Annotated in this window: 18 protein-coding genes and 1 pseudogene; 15 read left to right on the forward strand and 4 right to left on the reverse strand. The window is 51.9% G+C overall.

What is annotated here, in order from left to right; translation table 11 throughout:
* The 7 genes and pseudogenes from BLW21_RS20105 to BLW21_RS20135 form a co-directional block, all read left to right on the forward strand.
* A partial coding sequence (locus BLW21_RS20105) for a Fic family protein (protein WP_139255353.1) occupies positions 1–492 on the forward strand: 492 nt, incomplete at its 5' end.
* A 98-nt stretch (positions 493–590) separates the two neighbouring features.
* On the forward strand, positions 591–1613 hold the full coding sequence (locus BLW21_RS20110) for a tyrosine-type recombinase/integrase (RefSeq protein ID WP_245711978.1): 1023 nt from the start codon (positions 591–593) through the stop codon (positions 1611–1613).
* A 90-nt stretch (positions 1614–1703) separates the two neighbouring features.
* Positions 1704–5090 (forward strand): hypothetical protein, encoded by a 3387-nt coding sequence (locus tag BLW21_RS21390; RefSeq protein ID WP_139255354.1) that lies wholly within the window; start codon positions 1704–1706, stop codon positions 5088–5090.
* Positions 5087–5551 (forward strand): response regulator, encoded by a 465-nt coding sequence (locus tag BLW21_RS20120; RefSeq protein ID WP_092743777.1) that lies wholly within the window; start codon positions 5087–5089, stop codon positions 5549–5551. The genes BLW21_RS21390 and BLW21_RS20120 overlap by 4 nt, the downstream gene beginning before the upstream one ends.
* Positions 5544–6764 carry a phosphorylase family protein gene (locus BLW21_RS20125; RefSeq protein ID WP_175471066.1) on the forward strand — a complete coding sequence of 407 codons (1221 nt, stop codon included), beginning with the start codon at positions 5544–5546 and terminating at the stop codon, positions 6762–6764. Before BLW21_RS20120 ends, BLW21_RS20125 begins: the two co-directional genes overlap by 8 nt.
* Positions 6765–6944: 180 nt before the next feature.
* Complete coding sequence (locus BLW21_RS20130) at positions 6945–7244, forward strand: transposase (RefSeq protein ID WP_175471067.1); 300 nt, start codon at positions 6945–6947, stop codon at positions 7242–7244.
* Positions 7226–8026, forward strand: a pseudogene (locus BLW21_RS20135) (IS3 family transposase); the annotation flags it as partial. The gene BLW21_RS20130 and the pseudogene BLW21_RS20135, both read left to right, overlap by 19 nt.
* On the opposite strand, the gene BLW21_RS20140 reads toward BLW21_RS20135, so the two are convergent.
* A complete protein-coding gene (locus BLW21_RS20140; RefSeq protein ID WP_092743785.1) occupies positions 8018–8254 on the reverse strand; it encodes an integrase core domain-containing protein in 237 nt (78 codons plus the stop codon). The pseudogene BLW21_RS20135 and the gene BLW21_RS20140 sit on opposite strands and share 9 nt — an antisense overlap.
* A gap of 62 nt (positions 8255–8316) precedes the next feature.
* On the opposite strand from BLW21_RS20140, the gene BLW21_RS20145 reads away from it, so the two are divergent.
* From BLW21_RS20145 to BLW21_RS20160, 4 genes are all read left to right on the forward strand, one after another.
* Positions 8317–8496, forward strand: coding sequence for a hypothetical protein (locus tag BLW21_RS20145; protein WP_092743787.1), 180 nt, complete (start codon positions 8317–8319; stop codon positions 8494–8496).
* 78 nt (positions 8497–8574) lie between these two features.
* Positions 8575–9300: a DUF6088 family protein gene (locus tag BLW21_RS20150; RefSeq protein ID WP_092743789.1), complete on the forward strand. Its 726-nt coding sequence runs from the start codon at positions 8575–8577 to the stop codon at positions 9298–9300.
* Entirely contained in the window at positions 9297–10271 is a 975-nt protein-coding gene (locus BLW21_RS20155; protein WP_092743791.1) for a nucleotidyl transferase AbiEii/AbiGii toxin family protein, read from the forward strand. Before BLW21_RS20150 ends, BLW21_RS20155 begins: the two co-directional genes overlap by 4 nt.
* Positions 10272–10468: 197 nt before the next feature.
* Positions 10469–11227: a ParA family protein gene (locus tag BLW21_RS20160; RefSeq protein WP_092743793.1), complete on the forward strand. Its 759-nt coding sequence runs from the start codon at positions 10469–10471 to the stop codon at positions 11225–11227.
* Positions 11228–12334: 1107 nt separating this feature from the next.
* Here the strand turns inward: BLW21_RS20160 and BLW21_RS20165 are convergent.
* Entirely contained in the window at positions 12335–13534 is a 1200-nt protein-coding gene (locus BLW21_RS20165; protein ID WP_092743795.1) for a replication initiation protein, read from the reverse strand.
* 488 nt (positions 13535–14022) lie between these two features.
* Positions 14023–14241 (reverse strand): helix-turn-helix domain-containing protein, encoded by a 219-nt coding sequence (locus BLW21_RS22180; protein WP_092743799.1) that lies wholly within the window; start codon positions 14239–14241, stop codon positions 14023–14025.
* Between the two features lie 212 nt (positions 14242–14453).
* Between BLW21_RS22180 and BLW21_RS20180 the strand changes: the two genes are divergently transcribed.
* From BLW21_RS20180 to BLW21_RS21665, 4 genes are all read left to right on the forward strand, one after another.
* Entirely contained in the window at positions 14454–15542 is a 1089-nt protein-coding gene (locus BLW21_RS20180; RefSeq protein ID WP_092743801.1) for a hypothetical protein, read from the forward strand.
* 152 nt (positions 15543–15694) lie between these two features.
* Positions 15695–16099, forward strand: coding sequence for a hypothetical protein (locus BLW21_RS20185; RefSeq protein ID WP_092743803.1), 405 nt, complete (start codon positions 15695–15697; stop codon positions 16097–16099).
* A gap of 3224 nt (positions 16100–19323) precedes the next feature.
* On the forward strand, positions 19324–20106 hold the full coding sequence (locus tag BLW21_RS20200; RefSeq protein WP_139255355.1) for a hypothetical protein: 783 nt from the start codon (positions 19324–19326) through the stop codon (positions 20104–20106).
* Positions 20107–20246: 140 nt separating this feature from the next.
* Positions 20247–21419 carry a DUF5712 family protein gene (locus BLW21_RS21665; protein WP_175471068.1) on the forward strand — a complete coding sequence of 391 codons (1173 nt, stop codon included), beginning with the start codon at positions 20247–20249 and terminating at the stop codon, positions 21417–21419.
* A 156-nt stretch (positions 21420–21575) separates the two neighbouring features.
* Here BLW21_RS21665 and BLW21_RS21670 read toward each other — a convergent pair.
* Positions 21576–21850, reverse strand: a 275-nt coding sequence (locus tag BLW21_RS21670; protein ID WP_175471069.1) for a hypothetical protein, incomplete at its 5' end; no start/stop codon positions are given.

Below are 21850 nucleotides of genomic sequence, written 5' to 3' on the forward strand. Positions count from 1 at the left end.
TTCGACGATGGCAACGGCCGCATCGCCCGTGCCATTGCCGACCTGCAGCTGGCTCGAGCCGATGGCAGCGGGCAACGGTGCTACAGCATGTCGGCCCAGATTCAGGCCGAGCGCCAGCAGTATTACGACTTGTTAGAGACCAGCCAGCGCGGCTCCTTGGATGTGACGGCTTGGCTCACGTGGTTTCTGGCCTGCTTGGGACGGGCCGTGACGGCGGCCGAGCAGACGCTGGCACAGGTGCTGGCGAAGGCCCGTTTCTGGGAATTGCACCGGTCGACTGCGCTGACGGAGCGCCAGCAGCGGTTGCTAACCAGACTGCTCGACGGCTTCGAGGGCAAGTTGACTTCCTCAAAGTGGGCCCGCATAGCCAAGTGCTCCCAGGATACGGCAGGTCGCGATATCGCCGACCTGGTGGCCAAAGGAATCCTGCGCCAAGACAGCGCCGGTGGTCGCAGCACCAGCTACCGCCTGCAGTGGCCGTCGCCCAGATAGGGCGGCGACCAAGTTGTTCCCAGTTCTCGGGCTCTTGCGTAAGCCATCTTAGTACCGATAATAGTTCATTGTCGATACTAAGTTACTATCTTTGGAAATTGACCAAAAGTCGTGGTTTTACTCCTTATTGTATAGGCTACATGGAAAATGCGCCGCAGCTCCCGGTTCTGGTTCCTACTCGTTCTCACTCCATGGTTGAGATGCCGGCCTCCGTCAGCCGCTATGTCGAGGCCGGCCTGCACGGGGCCGAGAATACCAAGCGCGGGTATGCAGCTGACTTGAGGAGCTTTCAATGTTATTGTGAGCAACACGAGTTGTCACATCTACCGGCGGATGTGACGACGGTGGCCAGGTACGTTTCACAGATGGCTGACCGGGGATTGAAGCTGGCTACGATACGTCGGCATGTGGCGGCCATTGCCAAGTTGCATCAGTTGGCGGGTAAGCCTTCACCCACGAGCCATGAGGCATTGCATATTGTGCTCGATGGTATAACCCGGGTAATTGGGAAGCGTCAGCGTCAGGCAGCGGCTTTCACGGTAGCGGAGTTGAAGCAGGCGGTTCGGGCGATGGACTTGACCACTCCTACAGGGTTGCGCGACCGTGCTTTGTTGCTATTAGGATTTGCGGGCGCTTTTCGCCGCTCCGAATTGGTGGCTCTCAACGTCGAGGACATTGAGTTGACGCGTCAAGCGTTGGTGATTCACTTGAAGCGTAGCAAAACCAACCAATACGGGGAGGAAGAAGATAAAGCCGTATTTTACGCTCCTAGTGCGGACTACTGTCCGGTACGAGCGATGCAGGAATGGCTGGAATGCATTGGTCGTACTTCTGGGGCGCTATTCATAAGAATGAGCCGGGGCAATAAGGAACGGGCTGCACAACCAGGGAAAGCTCGTCTTTCTGACCAGAGCGTTAATGATCTTGTGCAACGCCATCTTGGCTTTGCTTACACTGCTCACTCATTACGCGCTTCTTTTGTGACAGTTGCGATTGAAGCAGGGCAATCCAATAAGGCTATTAAGAACCAGACAAAGCAGAAGACAGATTTAATGATTGAGCGATATGCACGTTTAGACGACGTTAAGCGCTTTAATGCAGCGCAACACCTTGGATTGTAGCACTTGTTGCTATATTGCTAATATGGATAGCATTTCTCATTAGAATAATTGCCGAAACCGGAATTATTAGATATCGCAACAAAATCATAGATGTCGAACAAAGTTAATCCAATGACCGACGGCAAGGCTAGACTTGCCTTCCGAAGTGGTTTGCATGGAGCAAAAGATAAAATGGCTTTCCTAATAGAAGCAAGGAAAGGTATGCCGTCTTCCCTATTTACAGAAGCTATTGAGTGGGTAAGTCGCCAGCCCAAGTTAGCACAGGCTTTACATAAACCGTTTCCTAAAATACTAGGTGAAATTGGTGCCTATTCCACTTACGCTCCAATATCAGCCAAGCGTGAGCTATCATGGCTAAAAGCCATGGTATCACTAAATCAAAAGAAATTACAACAATATGTAGAGTTAAGAAATACAGCTCAATTATTAACTATAAAGGGTGATTTTACAGGTGCAGATACTATTTTAACATCCGTTAATGACCAATTAGGCTTCTCATTTTGGTGGTTAAAGCATTCTCTTGCTATCAAACAATTAGCTTATGGAATAGAAGCACATAAAAAGCTCAGTAACGAGCTAAAAAACGCATTTGCTGCTCGTAGCATCACCCGTTACATAATTCATCAAATTAGCGTACGTAATGAGCCTTCTGTAACACCTACAAGATTTGCCAATCAAATTAAGGATAAAGTTGCTGTATTTCCTTTCACGCGCGATTGGAAAGAGAAAATTCTATACCATATAAATGGACATGTATCGGCTGAATCAGACGGCGCGTTACACGTCTTAAGGCATGCGTATGCAGAGTCGGTTATAGATTCCTACGAAGCTTTTATTTATCTAGCTCAGACAAGTTATGCTACTTCAAATTCTGTATTAGATAAGCAGCATATGCTCGAAGCAGTGCAGGGAGTGAGTCAACTTATCGATGACCCACGCCTGATTTCCTTACTGTTTGTGCTCACGGATGGACAAGAGGGATCGATTATACTTAACGAAAAAATGTCATCTGCTGGGATATTTAATAGTCAAAATGCTAATCACAAAGTCTGTTTCGATATTGGCCAAGATATTTTAGCCGCTACTTTTGAAAATCATATTGATCCAAAAATAGCGTTATCACCCGCAAATAAATATCTTTCCGGTGTATTTTCAAAAAAAAGCGAGACAGATTTCTATGCTGCTGAGTTAGAAAAACTATCTTTAACCCTACCCAGTTTTGAATTAATTTATTTGCAAAAGGCCATCATGAAACGTGAGATGGACAGTGAACTAGTCCCACTTGCCATAGAACACGAAACAATTAGGGAAAGAGATTTAAAGTTTGCATTCTCGACATGTGTAAATTTTCATCTATTTCTTCTAAAATACTTGCCTAATAATTTAGCCGACGCTATAGAGACACGCCTGATTGATAAAAATATTACAAGTTTAACTGAGGCTATTACTGGTTTTCAAGCTGGTGAAGTCGAACCTGTTTATGCACTAGAGAGCGTTTATCTAACGGCATTACGTGCTTTCCGCGATGGACAATATGAGCAAATTAGCGAGCTGGCTAGCCCCCTGATCCATAGTAATGCACCTTTTTATAGGTTTAGCGCCATCCGTCTAATTATTCATGCCCTACTGCAAGAGGCAAACGTCATGGCAGGTATACAACTAGCCACTTCAACTTATCTGACTAATGGAGAATCCGTTCACGTTCTGCCTATACGTGAGTTGGCAGACCGATTAAATAAAAACATACGACGGGAAAACAAATCGGACTTGTCAATTACAATTCTATATGATATATATACTCGTACTGTTGATGGGGCCTATGAAGGTCAGCTACGTCAAGCGGTTGGAGCTGCATTATTTGGAAATGGTATTACTAAACCTTCCGAACTAAAGGCTCAAGCCAATGGATTCGACCATGCAAAGTTGGTTTATTTCTTACGGTATACTTGCTTGCCAGAACATATTTATATGGCTGGTGACTATAGTAAAGGAACGTCGTCACTGCTGAGCGAACGGATAGCAATTTTAAACTGGCTACTTGAACTTGATCCTGTTAATCAGTCAGTTTACGATGAGGAGATCGTTGAACACACCAGAAGGTTAGTATTGGAGGAAAGGAGGGTTGAGGTAGAGCAAAGCAAAATTGAATATAATCTCGATGGACTTGTTCGTGAGGCAGAAAAAGTGGTGCGTGAAAACTTTGACCGATACTTAGCTTACGTTAGAGCTGGAATTGAAGAGCAGCCTAACAAAATTGCTACTGCGGGCATTCCAAAGTCAGGTTCTCCCTTATTGCCGATAGCTTTACCAATTAATGAGGTGAGTGATTTACTTCATACTATAACTGAGGACTTATTGGATGTTTTTATAAAAGATAGAAATTATGGTATGGATGGCTTTTTGAGTACTCGTATTCGTCATAATGAATTAGAGAGTGAAATGCTTAGCTCTGTTGTATCACTGCGATTAATAACAACTAGAAACTCTGATGAGGAATATAAATTTAATGATCACTGGCTAGGCGATTTATATGAATCGGATTCATCAATTGCACTGCAATTGCAAGGATTTTTGGATGAATTTGCAAAAAACTATGATGCATTGATTAAAGAAATCAACGGTGAGTGGGTTAGAATTCGCAAAAGCTCAAATGAACAAGGCCTTATTGAAATCAAACTAAATGATGAGCACTACGAAATCATTGGCAATATTCTTAAAGAACGAAATTTTACATTTGATGAATTCGCGGGCATGCTTTTTCATACATTTTTTAGTTTTATGGAAAATGGACTGGAATTAATTAGAAATCGTCTCCAACAAGAAGCCAAACAAAGAGCTCTTGGCTTAATAGATGCATTAGAAGCACATTTATTAGCTGCAGAAGTCCATTTAGACCCCTTATTGAATTCCGTGAGGGAGCTACATGTATTGCTCCCTCGTTCGATTGATAAGGTTGCGTCTTGGTTTAAACCAAGTACAGAGAATTCAAGTGAGCCGTTACGATTCGACTATGTTTTGCAAATAACTGTCGACATGGCCAAACATTACAACCCTATGTTTAGTGCTGCTATAGAGTTTGGGAATACAGAAGATTATAAGGTTAAAGGGCATTATATCAATGCTTTCACTGGCATATTCATGATTTTATTCCAGAACGTTATTAGAAGGGCTGGGTTAGGTGATACGCCGCATGTTCAGGTGTATTGTAGTATCCAAGAAGACTTCATCAAGTGTCGGTTCACGAATAAAATTGGAGCAGATATTGACGTTGATATCATTGTCAATAAGGCGGAAGCTATTTTGAATGAATGCACTGACGGAACGTATTGGGACAGGGTTCATCGTGAAAGTGGAACAGGATTGTATAAAATTTATGACACATTGAAACATGTTATGAAAATTGAACCGGATTTAAAAATCCAAGTAAGCCCGCAACGTGTATTTGAAGTGTCCTTCAATCTTCCCGTAATTATATGAACCTACTTTTAGTCGAGGATAACGAGCACAAGAGTGCACGAATTCAAGAATTTTTGCATTCTGCAGTTCCAAGGGTTGACATTGTTTGCGCACAGTCAGTGCAAGAAGGGTTAAAGAGAATACGGGAGAGAATACCTGATATTGTTCTATTGGATATGAGCCTTCCTGCCTTTAATAATACAATTCATGATAGTGGTTTTAAGCACACTTCATATGCTGGTAAAGACGTTTTAGAGTACTTGGACAGCTTCGAGATAGAGGTTCCTGTGATTATCATCACTGCGTTTACTACCTTCGGAGCAGACAAAAATGCATTTAGCTTAGAAGAGTTAAATGCTAAGTTTACCGCTGATTTCCCTGACCATTACGTGGGCACAGTTTGGTACAGCTCCTTGGAGCATAATTGGAAAGAAAAGCTGCTAGAATTAATACATGTTGCCACTAAAAAATCCCATGATTAACGTACTTGTACTTGAAGATAACGGTGATAAACTGAATGAGACTTCTCAAGTTTTATTGGAAACGGGGCTAGTTAATCATGATAGTTTGGAGAGTGTTGGTGATGTGCTAAGTGCTCGCAAGAGATTAAAAACTAAGCAATTTGACCTATTGATACTCGACCTGTCCGTTCCCGTACGGCTGGGTGAGCATCCTCACTCGGATGCAGGCAGAACTTTGCTGAATGATTTACTTCGTGAGGAGGATATGTTGATGCCGCGTAAGATCATCGGTCTTACTGGCTACGAGGATTTATTAAGCGATTATGCTCCAGATTTTCAGTCTAATGGAATCATACTTGTCAAGTATGTACCGCGCTCAAGTTCATGGCATTTGCCTCTTGTCATGCAGCTTAAACAGATTGCCTCATGGATTTCGGCAGAGCGAAGTGTGGAAATTCCTTACCAATTTTACTTAGGTATCGTATGCGCACTTGACGTTGAGTTCAGTGCTGTACAAAAATTGCCCTGGAATTTTGAGGAAGTAAAGGTTCCTGGGGATCCCACATTGTATATAAAAGGTTCCTTTAATCTGAATGGCACTTCTATGGATGTGGTGGCAGCATTATGTCCCCGAATGGGCATGAGTGCCGCAGCTATTACTTCCTCCAAGCTGATTGTAAATTTTCGCCCCCGAATTCTGGCTATGACAGGTATTACAGGGGCGCTTCGCGGCCAAGCTCGATTGGGCGATATAATCGTCGCTGAAGAGTGTTGGGATTGGGGAATGGGTAAGTGGATTAACAAAGGTGACGTTCCTGTCTTTGTTCCTGGGCCTCATCATTTGAGTTTAGACCCAACACTTTACGGAGAAGTTCAGCGGCTAAGCCGTGACAAGGCAACACTACTGAAAATAGCGGAATGCAGTGATGGAACTTCACCTGACTCATCCCCCAGACTTTTAATTGGGCCAGTAGCTTCGGGCTCAGCTGTTATCTCAGCCCAAGACATGACAGAACAAATTCAAGCTCAACACCGAAAACTTATTGGAATAGAAATGGAAGCTTATGGAGTATATAGTGCGGCTTCGGAAGCCTCGCATCCTCGCCCAAGGGCTATTGCAATCAAAGCAGCTAGCGATTTCGCAGATGATCAGAAAGATGACAATTATCGGCAGTTTTGTGCATCAATTAGCGCGCAGACATTGCGTTTTCTCATGGAAAGAGGTGTTGAATAAAATCGCCCATTTTATATAAAATCTTTCGAATAAGGTCCGAAAAGAGAAGGTTATCGGACCTTATCGGTAGACGAGTACATAGGTTCCGATAAAGTTTACTTACCGGAACCTATAATGGAGTTGGGAATCTGGGGTGGTCTAGCTAAAACGGACAGTGAGAAGTCTTATCTTCCACTGCCCATGACCGAGAAACTGAATCCTGGCGGCTTGTCCGCCACGCGCAAGAAATATACGCCCGCTTTCAAAGCCGAGTGCGTGCGCCAAGTAGCGGCCGGAGCCCGCCAGACGGACGTGGCCCGCGCCCAAGGCATTTCGCCGGCTTTGCTCGGCCGCTGGCAACGCGAGGCCCTGGAAAAGGCTGTGCCCAGTAGCGCCGAGCGCGACGAAATCAAGCAGCTACGCGCCGAGTTGCGGCGCGTGGAAATGGAGCGCGATATGTTAAAAAAAGTCGTGACCATCTTTGCGCAACCGCCTCAGTGATGAGCCGCTACCAATTTATTCAAGCTTGCACCGAGCCCTGGCCCGTGCAGTTGCTCTGCCGCCTATTGGCGGTTAGCACCGCTGGTTATTACCAGTGGCGCAAGTGCCTGCCCCAACCTGCTGCGGCCTGGCAGCCAGCAGCGCAGGCGGCGTTTACGCGCCATGCTCGCCGCTACGGCACGCGGCGGTTGCGGGCCGAATTACGCGCCGAAGGACATGTTGTGGGTCGCTATGCGTTGCGCTCGTGGCTGCAGCGCAACGGGCTACGCGCGCTGAGCACGCGCCCACAGCGCCCCCGCACGACGGTGGCCGACCCGGCCGCCGTGGTGGCTGAAAACCGGCTGCTCGGTCAGCCCGCCCCCACTGCCCCCGACCAGGTCTGGGTGGGCGACATCACGTATCTGCCCCTGGTGGGCGGGCGCTGGTGCTACCTAGCCACCTGGCGCGATGCCTGCTCGCGGCGCGTGGTGGGCTGGCACCTGGCCTCCCAGATGCCGACCGAGTTGGTGCTCCACGCCCTGGAACAGGCCCTCACGCTGCGCCAACCAGCTCCGGGGCTCATCATCCACGCCGACCGCGGCAGCCAGTACACCAGCGCGGCCTGTCGCGCCCGCATTGCCCAAGCGGGGGCCCTGCCCAGCTTCAGCCGGCCGGGTAATCCGTATGATAACGCCCAGGCGGAAGCTGGCTGGAGTACGCTCAAAACCGAACTGCTGCCCCCAGGCACCGCCTTTGCCAGTCTCTGGGGTGGTCCAGTAAAAACGGACAGTTCGCTAAGATAGGTTGAGATTCAAGTCGCGTTCAAATTGCTGGGGCGAGCGGTAGCCGAGGGCGGAGTGGCGGCGGTCGAGGTTGAAGTAGGTGTCGAGGTAGTGGGCCACCTCCAGTCGGGCTTCTTCGAGCGAGGCGAAAACGGAGCCTGGAGGCAGTAACTCGGTTTTAAGCGTGCTCCAGCCGGCTTCGGCCTGCGCGTTGTCGTAGGGGTTGCCCGGCCGACTGAAGCTGGGCAGGACCCCGGCGTTTTACGGATCTGCTGCGCCACAGCCACTACCGTTTTACCGAGCGCGAGCTGATGCACCATCTGGGCATGAGCTACCGCACTATCAAGCCGCGTGAGGCTAACCCCTCCACCCGCACGACTGGTGAGTTGCTGCTGGTCGCGGATTTGCTTAACGAGCGCGTGCAGGACATTATGGCCATAGTTTTGGCGCAGGTGCAGGCCGGCAACTACCCCCCGGCGGGAACAGACTAAGCTTAAATTATGTCAAGTTTCTACATGTAAAAACTTGACATAATTCGTATATTTGCCTTCTGCGTATTTCTGTTTGCTATGCCCCAATCCATCATGCAGCGAGTCCGCCGACAAGTCGAGGCCTTTGCGCCGGGCGAGCTGCTGACCTATGCCGATCTGGTGACGGAGCCCGCCGAGTTCGGGGCGGTGGCCGCGGCGCTGAGCCGCTTGAGCCGGCAAGGCCTGCTGGTCCGCTTTGCCAAGGGCCAGTATTACCGGCCCCAGACCAGTCGCTTTGGTCCGCTGCAGCCTTCTGAGGGAGCCGTATTGCGTACGCTCACGGCCGCCGGCGGCGAACAGATGGCCTACCGGGCGGGCGTGAGCCTCTATAACCAGTTGGGTCTGACCACCCAGGTACCAGCCGAAACGACCGTGACCACTCCCCGACCGCGGCGCACCCCACCCCGGCGCGTGGGGTTCGTGGTGCGTCCGGCCCCGGAACGGGCCAGCGACGTGCCCCTGCTACAGTGGCTGGAAGTGCTGCGGGACCTGCGCCGCATTCCCGACACCAGCCCCGATGTGGTACTGGCCCGGGTGCAGCGCGAAATCACCCGCCTTTCCCCGGCCGCCCGGCGCCGCCTCACGGAGCTGGCCGCGGCCCAGGCCCCGCCCCGGGCCCGCGCCGTACTGGGCGCATTGCTGGAGCGGCTAACCGATTCCAAAGGTGCGGCCACATTACGTGCCACTCTCAATCCCTTAACTACCTACCGCCTGGGCCTGAGTGCCGGGGCCCTACCCAACCGTGTCGCGTGGAACATCCAATGACTTTGCATCAGAGCCCGGAGTTTGGGCAGATCCTGCTGGCCACCGCCCAGGGCCTGGGCTTGCCTGAAGCCTTTGTGGAGAAGGACTACTGGGTAAGCTACGTCTTACGGGCACTGGCCGATTCGCCCTACCGCGAGCAGCTGGTATTCAAGGGTGGTACGGCCCTGTCCAAGGCCTACGGGCTGGTCGAACGGTTTTCCGAAGACGTGGACCTGGCCATCGCCGGCACCGAGGGCTGGAGTGGCGGGCAGGTCAAAAAGCTCATGGATGCCGGGGCTAGGCACATTACCCAGGGGCTGACGGCCGTGGTGGAAGCGGGCGTGACCGTGCGCGGGAGCCACTTCCGCAAGACCCTGCACCAGTTTCCGGCTACCGCCGCGCCCACCCCCGGCAGCCAGGTGCGGCCCGGCGCGGTGCTGCTCGAAATCAACGCTTTCGCCCGCCCCCACCCCAGCCAGTGGCGGCCGATGCAGTCCTATGCCGGCCAGTTTCTGACCCAGCGCGGTGAGCTGGCCCTGGTAGCGCAGCACGGCCTGGCGCCGTTTAAGGTGCTGGTGCTGGCCCTGGAGCGCACGCTGGTTGAAAAGATCCTGGCTCTGGTACGCGCCGGCTACTCACCCGATTCGCTAGGGGAACTGCAGGCCAAAATCCGCCACGCCTATGATTTACACCAACTGCTTCAGCAGCCGGCACTGCAGGCGTTTCTGGCCGGGCCGGAGTTTGAGACGCTGCTGGCCGAAGTGCGCGCCGATGATGCCCGCAACCAGGAGTTTCAGGGCGAGTGGGCTACCCACCCGCTGGCGCAGGCCCGCCTGTTTGCCGACGCCGGCCAAACTTGGCAGCAGTTGGTACCCACCTACCAGGGCGCGTTCCGCCAACTAGTTTATGGCATGCTGCCTTCCCCGTTAGCGGTACAGCAAACATTAGATAACATAGGTCAGCGTCTAAAGGCGAATAGTAGGTCTATCTGATAGCAAGCAGTGAAAGGAGAAAATGAGACAGATTAGTCTGGGATAGATTTAAATGTAACTATCTGAATTTTAAAAAATTATCTTTACTTAAAGATGATAAAGATGATCTTTAAGTAATTTATTGTCTTTAAGTAAAAGATTATCTTGCTGATATAGAGTATATATACTTTCTTTATAATAAAGATAATCAAGAACGTATGGAGGTATATAGCTTTGCGAACAGGAAAGGTGGCGTTTCCAAAACCAGCAGCGTGTGGGCGGTTGGTCAACTACTTGCCCAGGCCGGACAAAGAGTGCTATTGATAGATGCAGATGCCCAAGCTAGTCTGACTAGGTGCCTGCCAGTAGTAGACTCAACGAAAAGCTTAGCTGCAGTCATGGACTCAAAAGCACAATTGCTCGATGTCATGCAGCAGGTGGGAGAGAAGCTCTGGTTAGTAGCAGCTACAGAGGAACTGGTGGTTGCCGAGAAAGTACTAGGAGCAGACCTAGCATATCCGTTATTCTTCAAGAAAGCATTTAAGGGCCTGAACAAGTTGGTGGACTACGTACTAATCGACACGCCACCCGCGCCCAGTTCCCCATTGACTGTGGCCGCCTTAACCGCTTCAACTAAAGTGTTTGTGCCCACGTCGCCAGAAGTATTCAGTTTTGACGGTGTGACCAGCCTTCTAGAACTGGTCACCAAGATTCAGGATAGTTACAATCCGGAATTGGAGGTAGGCGGTGTTTTCTTAACTAAGTACTCACCGACATACCGCCGTGGCCTACATCACGCTTTTGTAAAGAAGATGCGCGAGCGGTTTGGCTCACTGGTAATGACGACTACTATCCGCGAAAATGTAGCAATTCCTGAGGCTCAGGTGCAACGGCAATCTTTACAGCAAACAGCTGCTGGATCTAACGCCTTTATTGATTACACGGCGTTGACGAAAGAAATCTTGTCAAGACAATAAAGACTGTAAAGAGTGTAAAGAGTGTAAAGACAAACAAGACCATAAAGATAATACAGACATGGCCAAAGCTAAATTCGACCTTGATCAGCTTATCCCTTCGCCAGACGAACTCCTGTTAAAGCCGAAAGCAGCAGCACCTGCAGCATCAGTTGTAACTCAGGAAGTGAAGGAATCGGTACTAATCAAGTTTTCTAATCAACTCCCTGCCGAAACGCTACAACGCTTACAGCAATATTCTTTCTGGTCACACGAGACCATTGGTGACGTGTTAGATGTAGCTATCACTGCCTACTTAGAGGGTAGACCGGAAGCAGACAGGGCAATCCCAGCAAAGCAGGCCGCTCGACGTCGTCGGAGCTAGACGGCGTAAATGAGTCAGCGTCCTCAGAAGTAGAGGCATAGCAAGAATATAATAGCTGATTTACTGGAATTGAGGCCGGTATTAATGAATAGTAAAAAGGGTATATGTTGCCTATTAGAAACAGTTAGTATGCTCCTTTCAACCATTCTTCTCCATACTGGGCAGATTCATATGTTAGGCCATTTCAGCAGCGCTCATCAAAGAGGACATATCTAAGCTGCTTGAGCCTATAGTGAGCCAATTAAACTCTTGCCAAAATAGGCTCTACAGCCTGTATTCAAAGGATTTTGATAGTGCACTTGTTAGTCATAGCGCGAAACTGGCTGAACCAGCTACGCAATGCTACTAATTTATTTAGTATGAATTTGATTAAATTCTCGCCTATCTACTTTACAGCATAGCCCAAATAGGGTAATAATACTCAGTATTACATTATTATACATCACTTTATGCCTTGTTGGCTCCCTTAGCTTTGAGCTAAAAATAATGGTAATATTCACTAATTATCGCCTAAGTGTCCCAAACTGGCTTCACTAGGCGAAGGGCTGCATTGCTATGATTAACAAGCTGGGAAATGCGAGCTAAAACCCTTCAGAAATCTGTATCAGAAGCTGCTGCTGAAGTACAAGATGCTGGAGACTTAAGTAGTCTATATTAGTATAAAAAGTGCTCTTTTGAAGCAGAAATAAACTATTTTATACTTCAGATATCTATTTCCTATGGAGCAAAATGGATGTCTGGAAAATCTACTTCACTGCTTTATAATAGTTCGGAAATGTCGTTTTGAGTAGATTAATAGCCGTACCTCCAATATTATCAAAAGGCTTACTCTTGGTTTCGTACTCTACCAACAATGGATGGGTAGCTTTCAATAGTTTATGATGTTCGGCTTCGGTAGGCAACACTTGAATAACTTGCCTGATCTGAGCTTCTGTAAGTTTGAGCTTGCGGAGTCGCTGGGCCACACGCTCGTGTTGAGGAGCGATTGAGGATTGCTCAGACAGCTGAGTTGGCTCCCCAAGTGGCAATTGTAACTGACGCGACTGTAGCTTAACAGCAGCATAACTTATATGAAACTCTACAGAATCAACGCTACGACCGACCTTATTCTCCACGACGGATATTTCGAAGTTCAGCTCGTTAAGTTCGGCTAATGAGGGCTTGAGTACGTTTTTGCGGTACTCGGAGTATTGTGGGTAGGCGGAATCGCCTGTTGTCAGCCGACGCAGCTCTTCTACTGCCACCGTATGGGGGCTCTTGAATTTCCACATCTGCATAAGCCAGTAGTAGCGATGCGTATTCACGCTACGAATACTGAGCAGGTCAGCCACTTGACCCAACGTGAAATTATCCACCAAGCTGGTCAGATAAGGCATTACATCGGCCGAGAAGTATCCCGATACCGTGCCTGCGCCGCTATCCAACTGTAAGGAGTGCGCCAATGGCACCTTATGGTAATCTTGCTGGCGGTTAGGCATTGGCAGATCGATACGAATAGCATCTAATCCATCCAAAGCTGCATGCAACAGTTTGTAGCCCCTGCCACCGATTGGTTGTTCCCCAACAAGATCGGCCAACGGCACCACGATACGGTTGGTACCAGGGTCATCACGGCGTAGTCCACGTAACATGAGCACAAAGAGACGTGCCTCCATTAGTGTCATCGCCCACGGACTATCTATGAGCACATTGCTTTGGGCAATAGTATCAGTTGTGTGGCGCAAAGAGGCAGACTTACTGAGATAGGAGGGAAGTACCTCTAAAAGTATCTCACTATCCTCACTAGAAATCTGTGACTCAGCTTTCGCCTTGCGCACGGCCTCGTAGGCATCAAGTTGGGACTCGAAGTATCCGAGGCTCTTAGTCTTACCGTTTTTACGGTACTGTCCCTTCCATTTGCCGCGCCGCTTATCGAATGTGGTACCGGGGAAGTGTTTGTCAGACATAGCAAGCTGGTTTAGCTGGCGCTAATGTATGACATTTTTGAGATAGTAAAAGAGATATTTTTTATTATTATCTCAAAGGTACTTTACGCCTATCTCAAAGGTACTTTACGCCTATCTCAAAGGTACTTCGTGCCTATCTCAAAGGTACTTTACGCCTATCTCAAAGGTACTTTACGCCCGTTTAGGGCTTGCAAGATTCTAATTTTCAAATAGTTAGGTCGCTCCTAATTACTAATAGATTAAATAAATAATAACTGAATAGAGTTCGCTTTTTTTTTAGTTAGGCTTTTAGGATAGGCTATTATCAAGTGTATGAATAAAAGGGGGCACGTATCCAGTGTGTAGTTAAAGATCGAACAATTGTCAAGTTTAGCTGAAATACCTCCACGTTGCTCGTTCTAATGCAGCTGACACTAGGGCGCGGAACGATGTACACACATAGTTTTGTGTTTCTCCCTTCTGGCGGAGAAGATAGATGGCAGCAAAGGCTATAGATCTATAAACAGTGGAGATAAGGGTATACCGTAGTAACGGCACAAAATGATGAGCGTCCGCATGGTTACGTTTACTGGCTTTGCTTCTAACCGACCAATGTGTATCCCAGTGGCATCATAAACCTCCTGTTGGGATAAGTGGCGAGACAATCTTACTTGCTGTAAGCGTTGCACTAAAGTGCGAATAACTATATCACTAGATGACTCCTCCATGCTTTTTGCAAGGTCAGGGGCCTGTATTTGCTTGTCAATTACATATTTGTCATTATCTTGGTCTTGATATCAAAAAGCTCCTTCGGTAGGTATTCGCTCTTTCGCATGAAAAATCCCTTCCCGAGGCTGTTAGCCAACTTAATACCCCTAAGCGAATGAGTTCCGAATCATTACCAGAGAATACTAGCAGGAGCCAGGATAAAAACATCTCCTTGCATCGCCTGCCCAAGCCTAATGGGGGCACGCTGCAGGAACTTATTACCCGCCATATCAACCCTGATGGCACCCCAGGGCTGCCCGTGCGCGAGCTCACCGAGGCCCTGCAGGTATCTGCTGAGACGCTCCAGGTGGCCCGGCGGCAGCCCGAGAACCTCTCGCTGGCCAGCCTGTTCAGCCTCGCGGAACGCCTGGGCGTCACCCCCGGAGAAATTGTGGTCACTGTATTCGACCAAATCCGGCGGCAACGCCAGGCTAGTCACCCGCCCACAACTGTTCAACCCCGCCGGCAACGTTCCCGTCCGGCTACCCCTGAAGCGGCCTTAAACGGCGGATTAGTGCCGGAAGTGGCACCGGATACCACCCCTGATCTGGTGCCGGCCAACGAGGTAGAGCAAACGCCCCTGACCGCACCCACGCCGGTGAGCCAACCCCAGCCACAAACTGAGGCCGACGCGTTTGCCGAAGACCTGGCCCTGAAAGTTGCCTACGCCAATGCCACACTCCCCCAGCGGGCGCACGCGCTGGCCAGTGCCCAGCAGGCGTTGAGCGGCCACTTCCCGCCCCTGTCGCTGGCGGCCTGGGCTAAGGCCCTCGATGCCTTGCAGCCCGACCTGTGGGTCGAAACGGAGGGTGAGCCGCAGGTGACGCTGGAGCATCCTGCCCTGGAGCAACTGCTCCAGCACCTGGCGCGTTCCAAAGAGCTGCCCAAACTTGAGCTGACCGTTTATTCGCCGGAATCCCTGCTTATGGCCCGCCGCCTGGCTTATTACAGCTGCTGGGCCGTGGAGGCGCTGACCGAAATCGAGCGAAACCCCTCCGCCTATGGGCACTGTGTCCGCGACCTCATTTTCCGGCTGGCCAGTGGCCACTCGACGGAGCAGGAAGTACTGCGGGCATTCGGCGAAAGCATTGCGACCCTGAACACGAACGGCGAACCCCGCTCGGATGACGAACTACCGGGCAGTACCAGCGTGCAGGCCCGCATCTTCCGGTTGAACTGGCCCAACGGGGGCCCGGGCAGCTTTCGGCTGCCACCCCGGCCCCCGTTAGGCCCGCAGGCAGGGCCACTCGGCACCGCTTAAACATCGCTACGCCGTCCGCTTTGCCTGATCAGACTGGCCTGGGAGAGTACCCGCTGCCTATACACAGTTCCCCCCCCGCCAATCAACGACGCGCCCGCTCTCATAAAGGCCCGATTACCGGCACTTACGCTACCCTGACCCCCTTCGAACCCATGCGTTCCACTACCACCCCGTTAGACAACCGCCTCCAGCCCGGTCAAGTCCCCGCCCTCAAGCGTCCACCCAAACCTTCCGGCCGCACCCTGGAAGACTGGCTTACAAGCTACCTACGTGCCGACGGTACGCGGGGCCTGACCGTCCGCGAACTCACCGGGGCCCTGCGCATGGGCTCCGAAACGCTCGCGTTGGCCCGGCTCTATCCCGAACGGCTTTCGATGGCCCACGTTTTTGCCCTGGCTGAGCTGCTGGGTATTGCTCCCGAACAACTCATCGCCGACCTGTTCCAGCAGGTGAAGATGCGAAGCGAGGTGGGCCTGATGCTAACGGCCCGTCAAATCCGTGCGCGTCGCAAACCCCGGCCAGCCACCCCACGGGCGTCGGATAAGGGTGTTGCCTGACCGATGGCCCCCGGATCTTATCGGCCAGGTGCCAACGTGGTAGAGGCCGAAAAGGCCAGAGAAAGTCCTTTAGCAGGTGCCAAATCGCCAAGTGCCGGTAGCTGGTACGCGCAAATGGATTGAGAGTATCCGACGTCAGCTTACATCCGCCAGGTGCCCTCGACGTGGTGGCCATGACTTGACGCACACTTCAGAAGTCTGGTCGCTTAAAAGGTGCGTCTAAAACCACCTGTTTACCCGGGGTTCGGAGCTCTTACCCGGAATTTGTGGCCCCGCTTTCGGTGACTCCTTAAGCAGTTTCCCTGCCCTGGAAGCGACGCCTGTCGATCTGCGGGTGATGACTGGGTGTAGACCCGTGTGCGGGCCAGGGGAAGGGGTAGTTCTAGGCACCACGTAACAGTGCCGCAGCAGTACTACCGTTTCTGGAAGAGTAAATGCAGGGATGTGCTGCGCCGACGGTACAGGCGGAAGTAACTTATCTGTTCGGATCAGGCCTGGCAGAGGGGCTGAATACGTTTTTGGGTAGGACCAGCGGGCCCGGACACCCGGAGCGCACGGCCGGCTTCGGGCAGCAAGGATAGGTGCCTATTATCAGTCGGCCACCCGAAGCGGAGAGGGCTGTACGTGAGAAGGCGGAGCGAAGTTGAACGCCGACTACAAGCAATCACCTTCGCTTAGAACCTGCTAAAAAACGAGTGTTGCCCGTGATGATCAACGAAACGCAGGAAGCTTAGAGAACCCCCATTTTCTATTCGCTTTCTACCCCCAACGACTGAGGTCGTAAGGGGTGGTGGAGGGCGGCCCGCCAGGAAATAAGGCACCCCCTCTATTGCTTTTTCCTTACGTTCGGCTGTAGGGCAACACGGGTTTTTTCTATGCTGGAGCGACGGACAGAACGGTTGATAGAGCGAATAGTCGAGGGCCAGCTCACCACACCTATTGCATTCTGGCCAGTGAAGGGGTTCCGGGTAAAACTGCCCTATGGGAAGTAGAATGCTTGGAACGGGCAGCGACGTAACTGCCGACAGCAGCAGGGGGGGGAGCAACCCGAAAAACAGGAAGGCAAAAAACGGGAGCGGGGTCAGAAAGCAGGCAACTGAATCGAAGCTGGAAGCCAAGGCACCTGGGGAAGACCAGCCGAACGCAGTGCCGTGGAATGCCAGCGCCAACCTCCCCTTTTGAGGGAGACAGGGGCGTTCGTTTTAGCAGGTGCTCGTCGTGGAAAGGGGCAGGGTAAATGCGACTCCTTGCAAGCCAAAGTGGTCTGCTGATCCGAAGGAACCGCGTACTAATTTCACTTTATTCACCGGCGTTATCAGCGCCTGCTTACACGTTTTTTTTAAGCGGAGCCCGCTGCTGGGCGTACTACCCGGTGGGTCGTCAGGGTTGCTCTCAAAGGCCGCCCTGCTGAGCAGACCGCGGCTTGTTTTGGTCGACGTGCAGGCAGATCCGCCACGTCGATGGTGGTGCCGTTGCTGGGGGCCGTAAGAGCGCCAGTAAAGTTTTCTGAGGCGGGATTGAGCGTAGAAGCGTCCACGCTGATGAGGGCATAAGGCATGACGTGCAGGCAGCAGCAACTGACGTGCAGAAAGCGGTACTACGTTGGGGGGACTGGCGAGCTGGAGAAGACTTCAGCGCGTGGATGGGCGCAAGTCAGCGGTCAATTGGAAGAAGCGCCGGGGGAAAAGTAGCCGCTTTATTTTCTAGTTGGGCGTTGATTCGTCGGGTGCTGGGGAAGCAGGAAAAGTGAAAACGGAAGGGGCAGCGGGAGTGCCGGCACCTCTGTTATTCGTACCAGTAGTCAGCTGAGCGGACCAGGCACCTGGCATTGGATATAGCGCACCGGGAAGTAGAAGAACAGTGGGAAAGCCATGGCAATAACTGCGGGTGAAGGGCAGCCGACGCGTCGGACATGAGCAGCGGGTAGCCGGGTAAGGCAAGTCAGGTAGCGAGCGATTCGACAGCACCACCAGGGGCCAAAGTAGCAGCAGCCAGCGCAGAATTATTCAGCGCCGACGGGTTAATAATCGGCGTAACAGAACAGCGGGATGGGTAGGAAAAAAAGCGGCGGCGTGGTCGAGAAATGGAAGGCAAGTAAGGCAAGGACAGCGCCGCGATATGACGCCGCACAGGAAGGCAGTGCGTCGACGAAAACAGTCTGAAAGTAAGAGTGGCTCGGAGACAGGAGCACCTGAAAAGGTACAGGCAGGAGTAGGCAGAGGAGCGGGAATCCAACGTAGAAAGTGAAGCTAACCCGCCATTTGATTTGAGGGAAATGGGCACATGGAGAGCAAGCCAATAGGAGCAATGAATTACCAGAATGCGCGCAGCAGCAAGTAGAAGCCCACCGTCCAAAATGCCAGGCGCAATCAGCCAAAGCAGTCAGCTAAGTAGAAGAATTGGAAAGGAAAGGGCCTGCTCTTTTCCCCCACTGCCAACTGATTCGTCAGGCAGATGGAAACCGAAAGCTGTAACTGGAAAACCAAACCCGGCGAATACTAATGGCGGATACTAATGGCGGGTACTAATGGCGGATAGTCCAGTAGCCAATTGGAAAAACCAATTGCTCGATGAGAACAAAAGCCACTGGGTAGGGAAGCAGCGAAGTAGTGATAAGAGCAGCACACAGAAGCCAGAGAGCCACCACAGATTCATTTGCGGCGGAGAGTGTCGGAAGTAGCTGGGTGGTGTAGGATACCGCTGGGAGAAGCGATGGTCGGCGTAGTGGGGAGTAACGAGCCAGGGAGAGCCAGGGAGAGTGAGGTGGGCGCGTGTTGGGCAGCAGAAAGCACAGGGGAGGCGCGTAGGGGACTTGCAGTGATACCGGGCGACACAGACACCAAAGAGGCGGCGAAGTGGCTACAAGTGGCAGCAGAGGTTGTGCGCGAAGAAGTACAGAACAATAGCCATAGCATAGCTCAGATTCAGCCGGCGTAGTCTATCTTACAATCTACGGTGGGTACAATCCCAGGACCGGATTCACGAAGCAGTAGTAATAGTTAGCAAGAGGGAGCCCTACCGGGCGCGCTACCGCGTTGATTACCAGACACTAACATAGTTAGTGTTTAAATATATAGCATAAAGAACTGATTAGCAGGGCTTAATATTTAAATAACGTGCTTTTATAACGTAAAAAATGATGCTAATTATCAAGCAGTTACGAATTGTATTTAAAGATACGACTAAACGATTGTAATTCAGAGCCTAATCTTTAAAAGAATATCATGGATGAGTCCCCAAAACCCAAGCGGCCAGCGCGTCGCACTAAGCCCCAAACCAAGGGGAGAAAACCTGTTAGCGGTCTAGTGCGAGCAGTAGGCTTAGAAGAAGATGCTTGGAACCAGTTAGAACTTGCGGCTGCAAAAATCAAAGTCAATAAGACAGTATTTGCGAGTGCTGCTGTGCGCTACTTTACAGAGCTTGGTATCGACCCAACCAAGCAAACAGCTGGGGCAGGCATGGCCGAAATGACTCAGCAGCTGGCGATGTTGTCGTTGAAAATCGACACGTTGCAGGACGGGGCGCGAAAGCAAAGTGCAGACATTGCCAACCGGCTGGTGGGTATCTGGCGCACGTTGGAGCGCAACCTTTATACCCACCTCGGGGGTGAGCAGAACGCGCTGTATGTGTATCTGGAACGCATAGAAGAAAACCTGCTCAGCAAGCTATCGGCCACCGAGTCGCAGTATCTGTGGCCGCTGATGGAGCGCGTGCTGCGTGGGAGCACTGATGGTATGGTAGGCCGCCGAATGTCGAGCGACCTGCTACAATATATCAAGGTGATTGTGGCAGAAGAAAAGGTGCCGAGGTCAGAAAGAATCGCACTTCACCACCAAGCAGATGAGTTGCGTGATGCTGAAGTTGTGCGGGAGTCGCGGGAAATGCTGGACGGTTTGAAGCTGACTGAGCGGGTGGCCAGCCGGAGGCCGACTATCACGGCACCACCTAATCCGGCCGTGCCATCCAAGCCAACTACGCCACCAGCTACGCCACCTACTCCGGCATAATTTCTTCCTGATACCGGGAAATTCCTTCGCCACTATTGGCAGCGGGTTTCCCTACTCAGCGAAATAAAAAAGCCAATGTTAGCCGCCGGATTCTGTTCCGTCCGACCCCACGTTGCGCACTACTTTCTCTCGGTTCCCTCATGTATGCCAAGATTCTAAACCCGGCCACCAACGGGCGGAAAGTGTACGCCAATAATGGCTCCGCCCGGCGGGCCACCAACTATCTGGAGAAGGAAGCCAAGGAATCCGGTAAGCCCGGGGCCGAGTTCTTTGGAACCGAGGAAGCGGGCAAACTCAGCGCCGACCAGGTAGTGGATATGCTCGACAACAACCACAAGGGATTGCGGGCCGACGCTGTGAAATTTCACTCGCTGGTGCTCAGTCCGAGCCAGGAGGAGTTGGCGCTTATGGGCAACGACCCGCAGAAGCTGCAGCAGTTTACCCGGACAGCCATGCAGCTTTACGCCGGAAACTTCAACCTGAAAGACGGGCGGGAACTGGGCGAAAAGGAGTTGGTCTGGGCCGCGACTATTCACACCGAGCGCAAGAACCGGGGCGACGATGAAGGCCGCCAGGGCGAGCTAAAGCCCGGCTTCCAGACCCACACTCACATGCTGGTCAGTGCGCGGGACCGCGAGCAGAAAATCACCCTCAACCCGCTGGGAGCCGCCGACCGATTCAACCGGGTTTCCTTCCAGTCAGCCGTCCATGTGGAAATGGATTTGGCCGTGGGGCGCGTCAGCATTGGAGCGGAAAAAGGTGCGGCCGGCCGGCGGCAGCGGCTCGAATATGAGCGCGGGGCTGACATACAGGCCAAGGCCCGGGAGCGGCCGAAGAAGGAGCTGACCCCGGAGCAGGTGCAGAAGAAATTTGACCGCCTCGACGGGCAGGTTGCCCGCGTCAATTCCAAGCTCATTGCCGCCGCGCACCTCGACCCGGAGCAGGTCAAGGACGCGGCCCGGGAGCGAAAGTTTGACAACGTTTTTTACAACCGGCTGGGCAAGATTGAGCGCAACGCCGAGAAGGGAAACCTCACCCGCGAGCCAATAGAATACCTGCGAACGGGCAAGGTGCAGCCGGGCCCTCAGCTCGATGATTGGCAGCCCGCTTCGGCCCCGCCAGACATGAGCGCCAAGCTGCAGCGCGTCCTTAATAAGGAGCCCAGCTACCATGCTACCTCCGCCATTCCTGCCATCGAACGGAGCATAAACAAGCTGGCCGCCGCGCTCAAACCAGCCAGCCGCAGCCAGGATATGCGCAGCGAGGAGGAGAAAATCCGCGAGCTGAACAAGGGCCAGGAGTTCGAATTATAACTAGCTGTGGGCAGCGCTTGAGGTAGTCTAGCTTAACCGGATAATGCTAAGCTATTCCTGCCGATTACTCTCCAAATTTGTCTTGATAGCTCAGCTATAGGTTCACAAAAAGGACCGTTTTCTTAAACTAAGCGCGGGCCTTCCCTTCTCGCGTCCTCATTCCTCGTGTCTGGCGGCCCGCGCGTCGCCCCGTGCGCCAGGTGGACCCACGCGCCACTCCCCCCACCCGCCGGGCGGGGCGGGGCGTTGCCAGTGCTCCCCCCCGTACCCAGGGTCGCCCTGGGTGCGGGCCTGCAGGTCGACCTGGTCATTGAACAGGCCGTAAAACAGGGGCTGGGTGGCTTCCTCCCGGCCCGGCAAGTACACTCCAAGCAGGGGCACCGCGGCCAGGTGAAAGGGCACGAAGCGGTGGCCAGGGTAGCAGGCCTCGA

Origin of the sequence: Hymenobacter psychrophilus, from assembly GCF_900107135.1 — a bacterium.
In the GTDB taxonomy this organism is placed as follows: domain Bacteria; phylum Bacteroidota; class Bacteroidia; order Cytophagales; family Hymenobacteraceae; genus Hymenobacter; species Hymenobacter psychrophilus.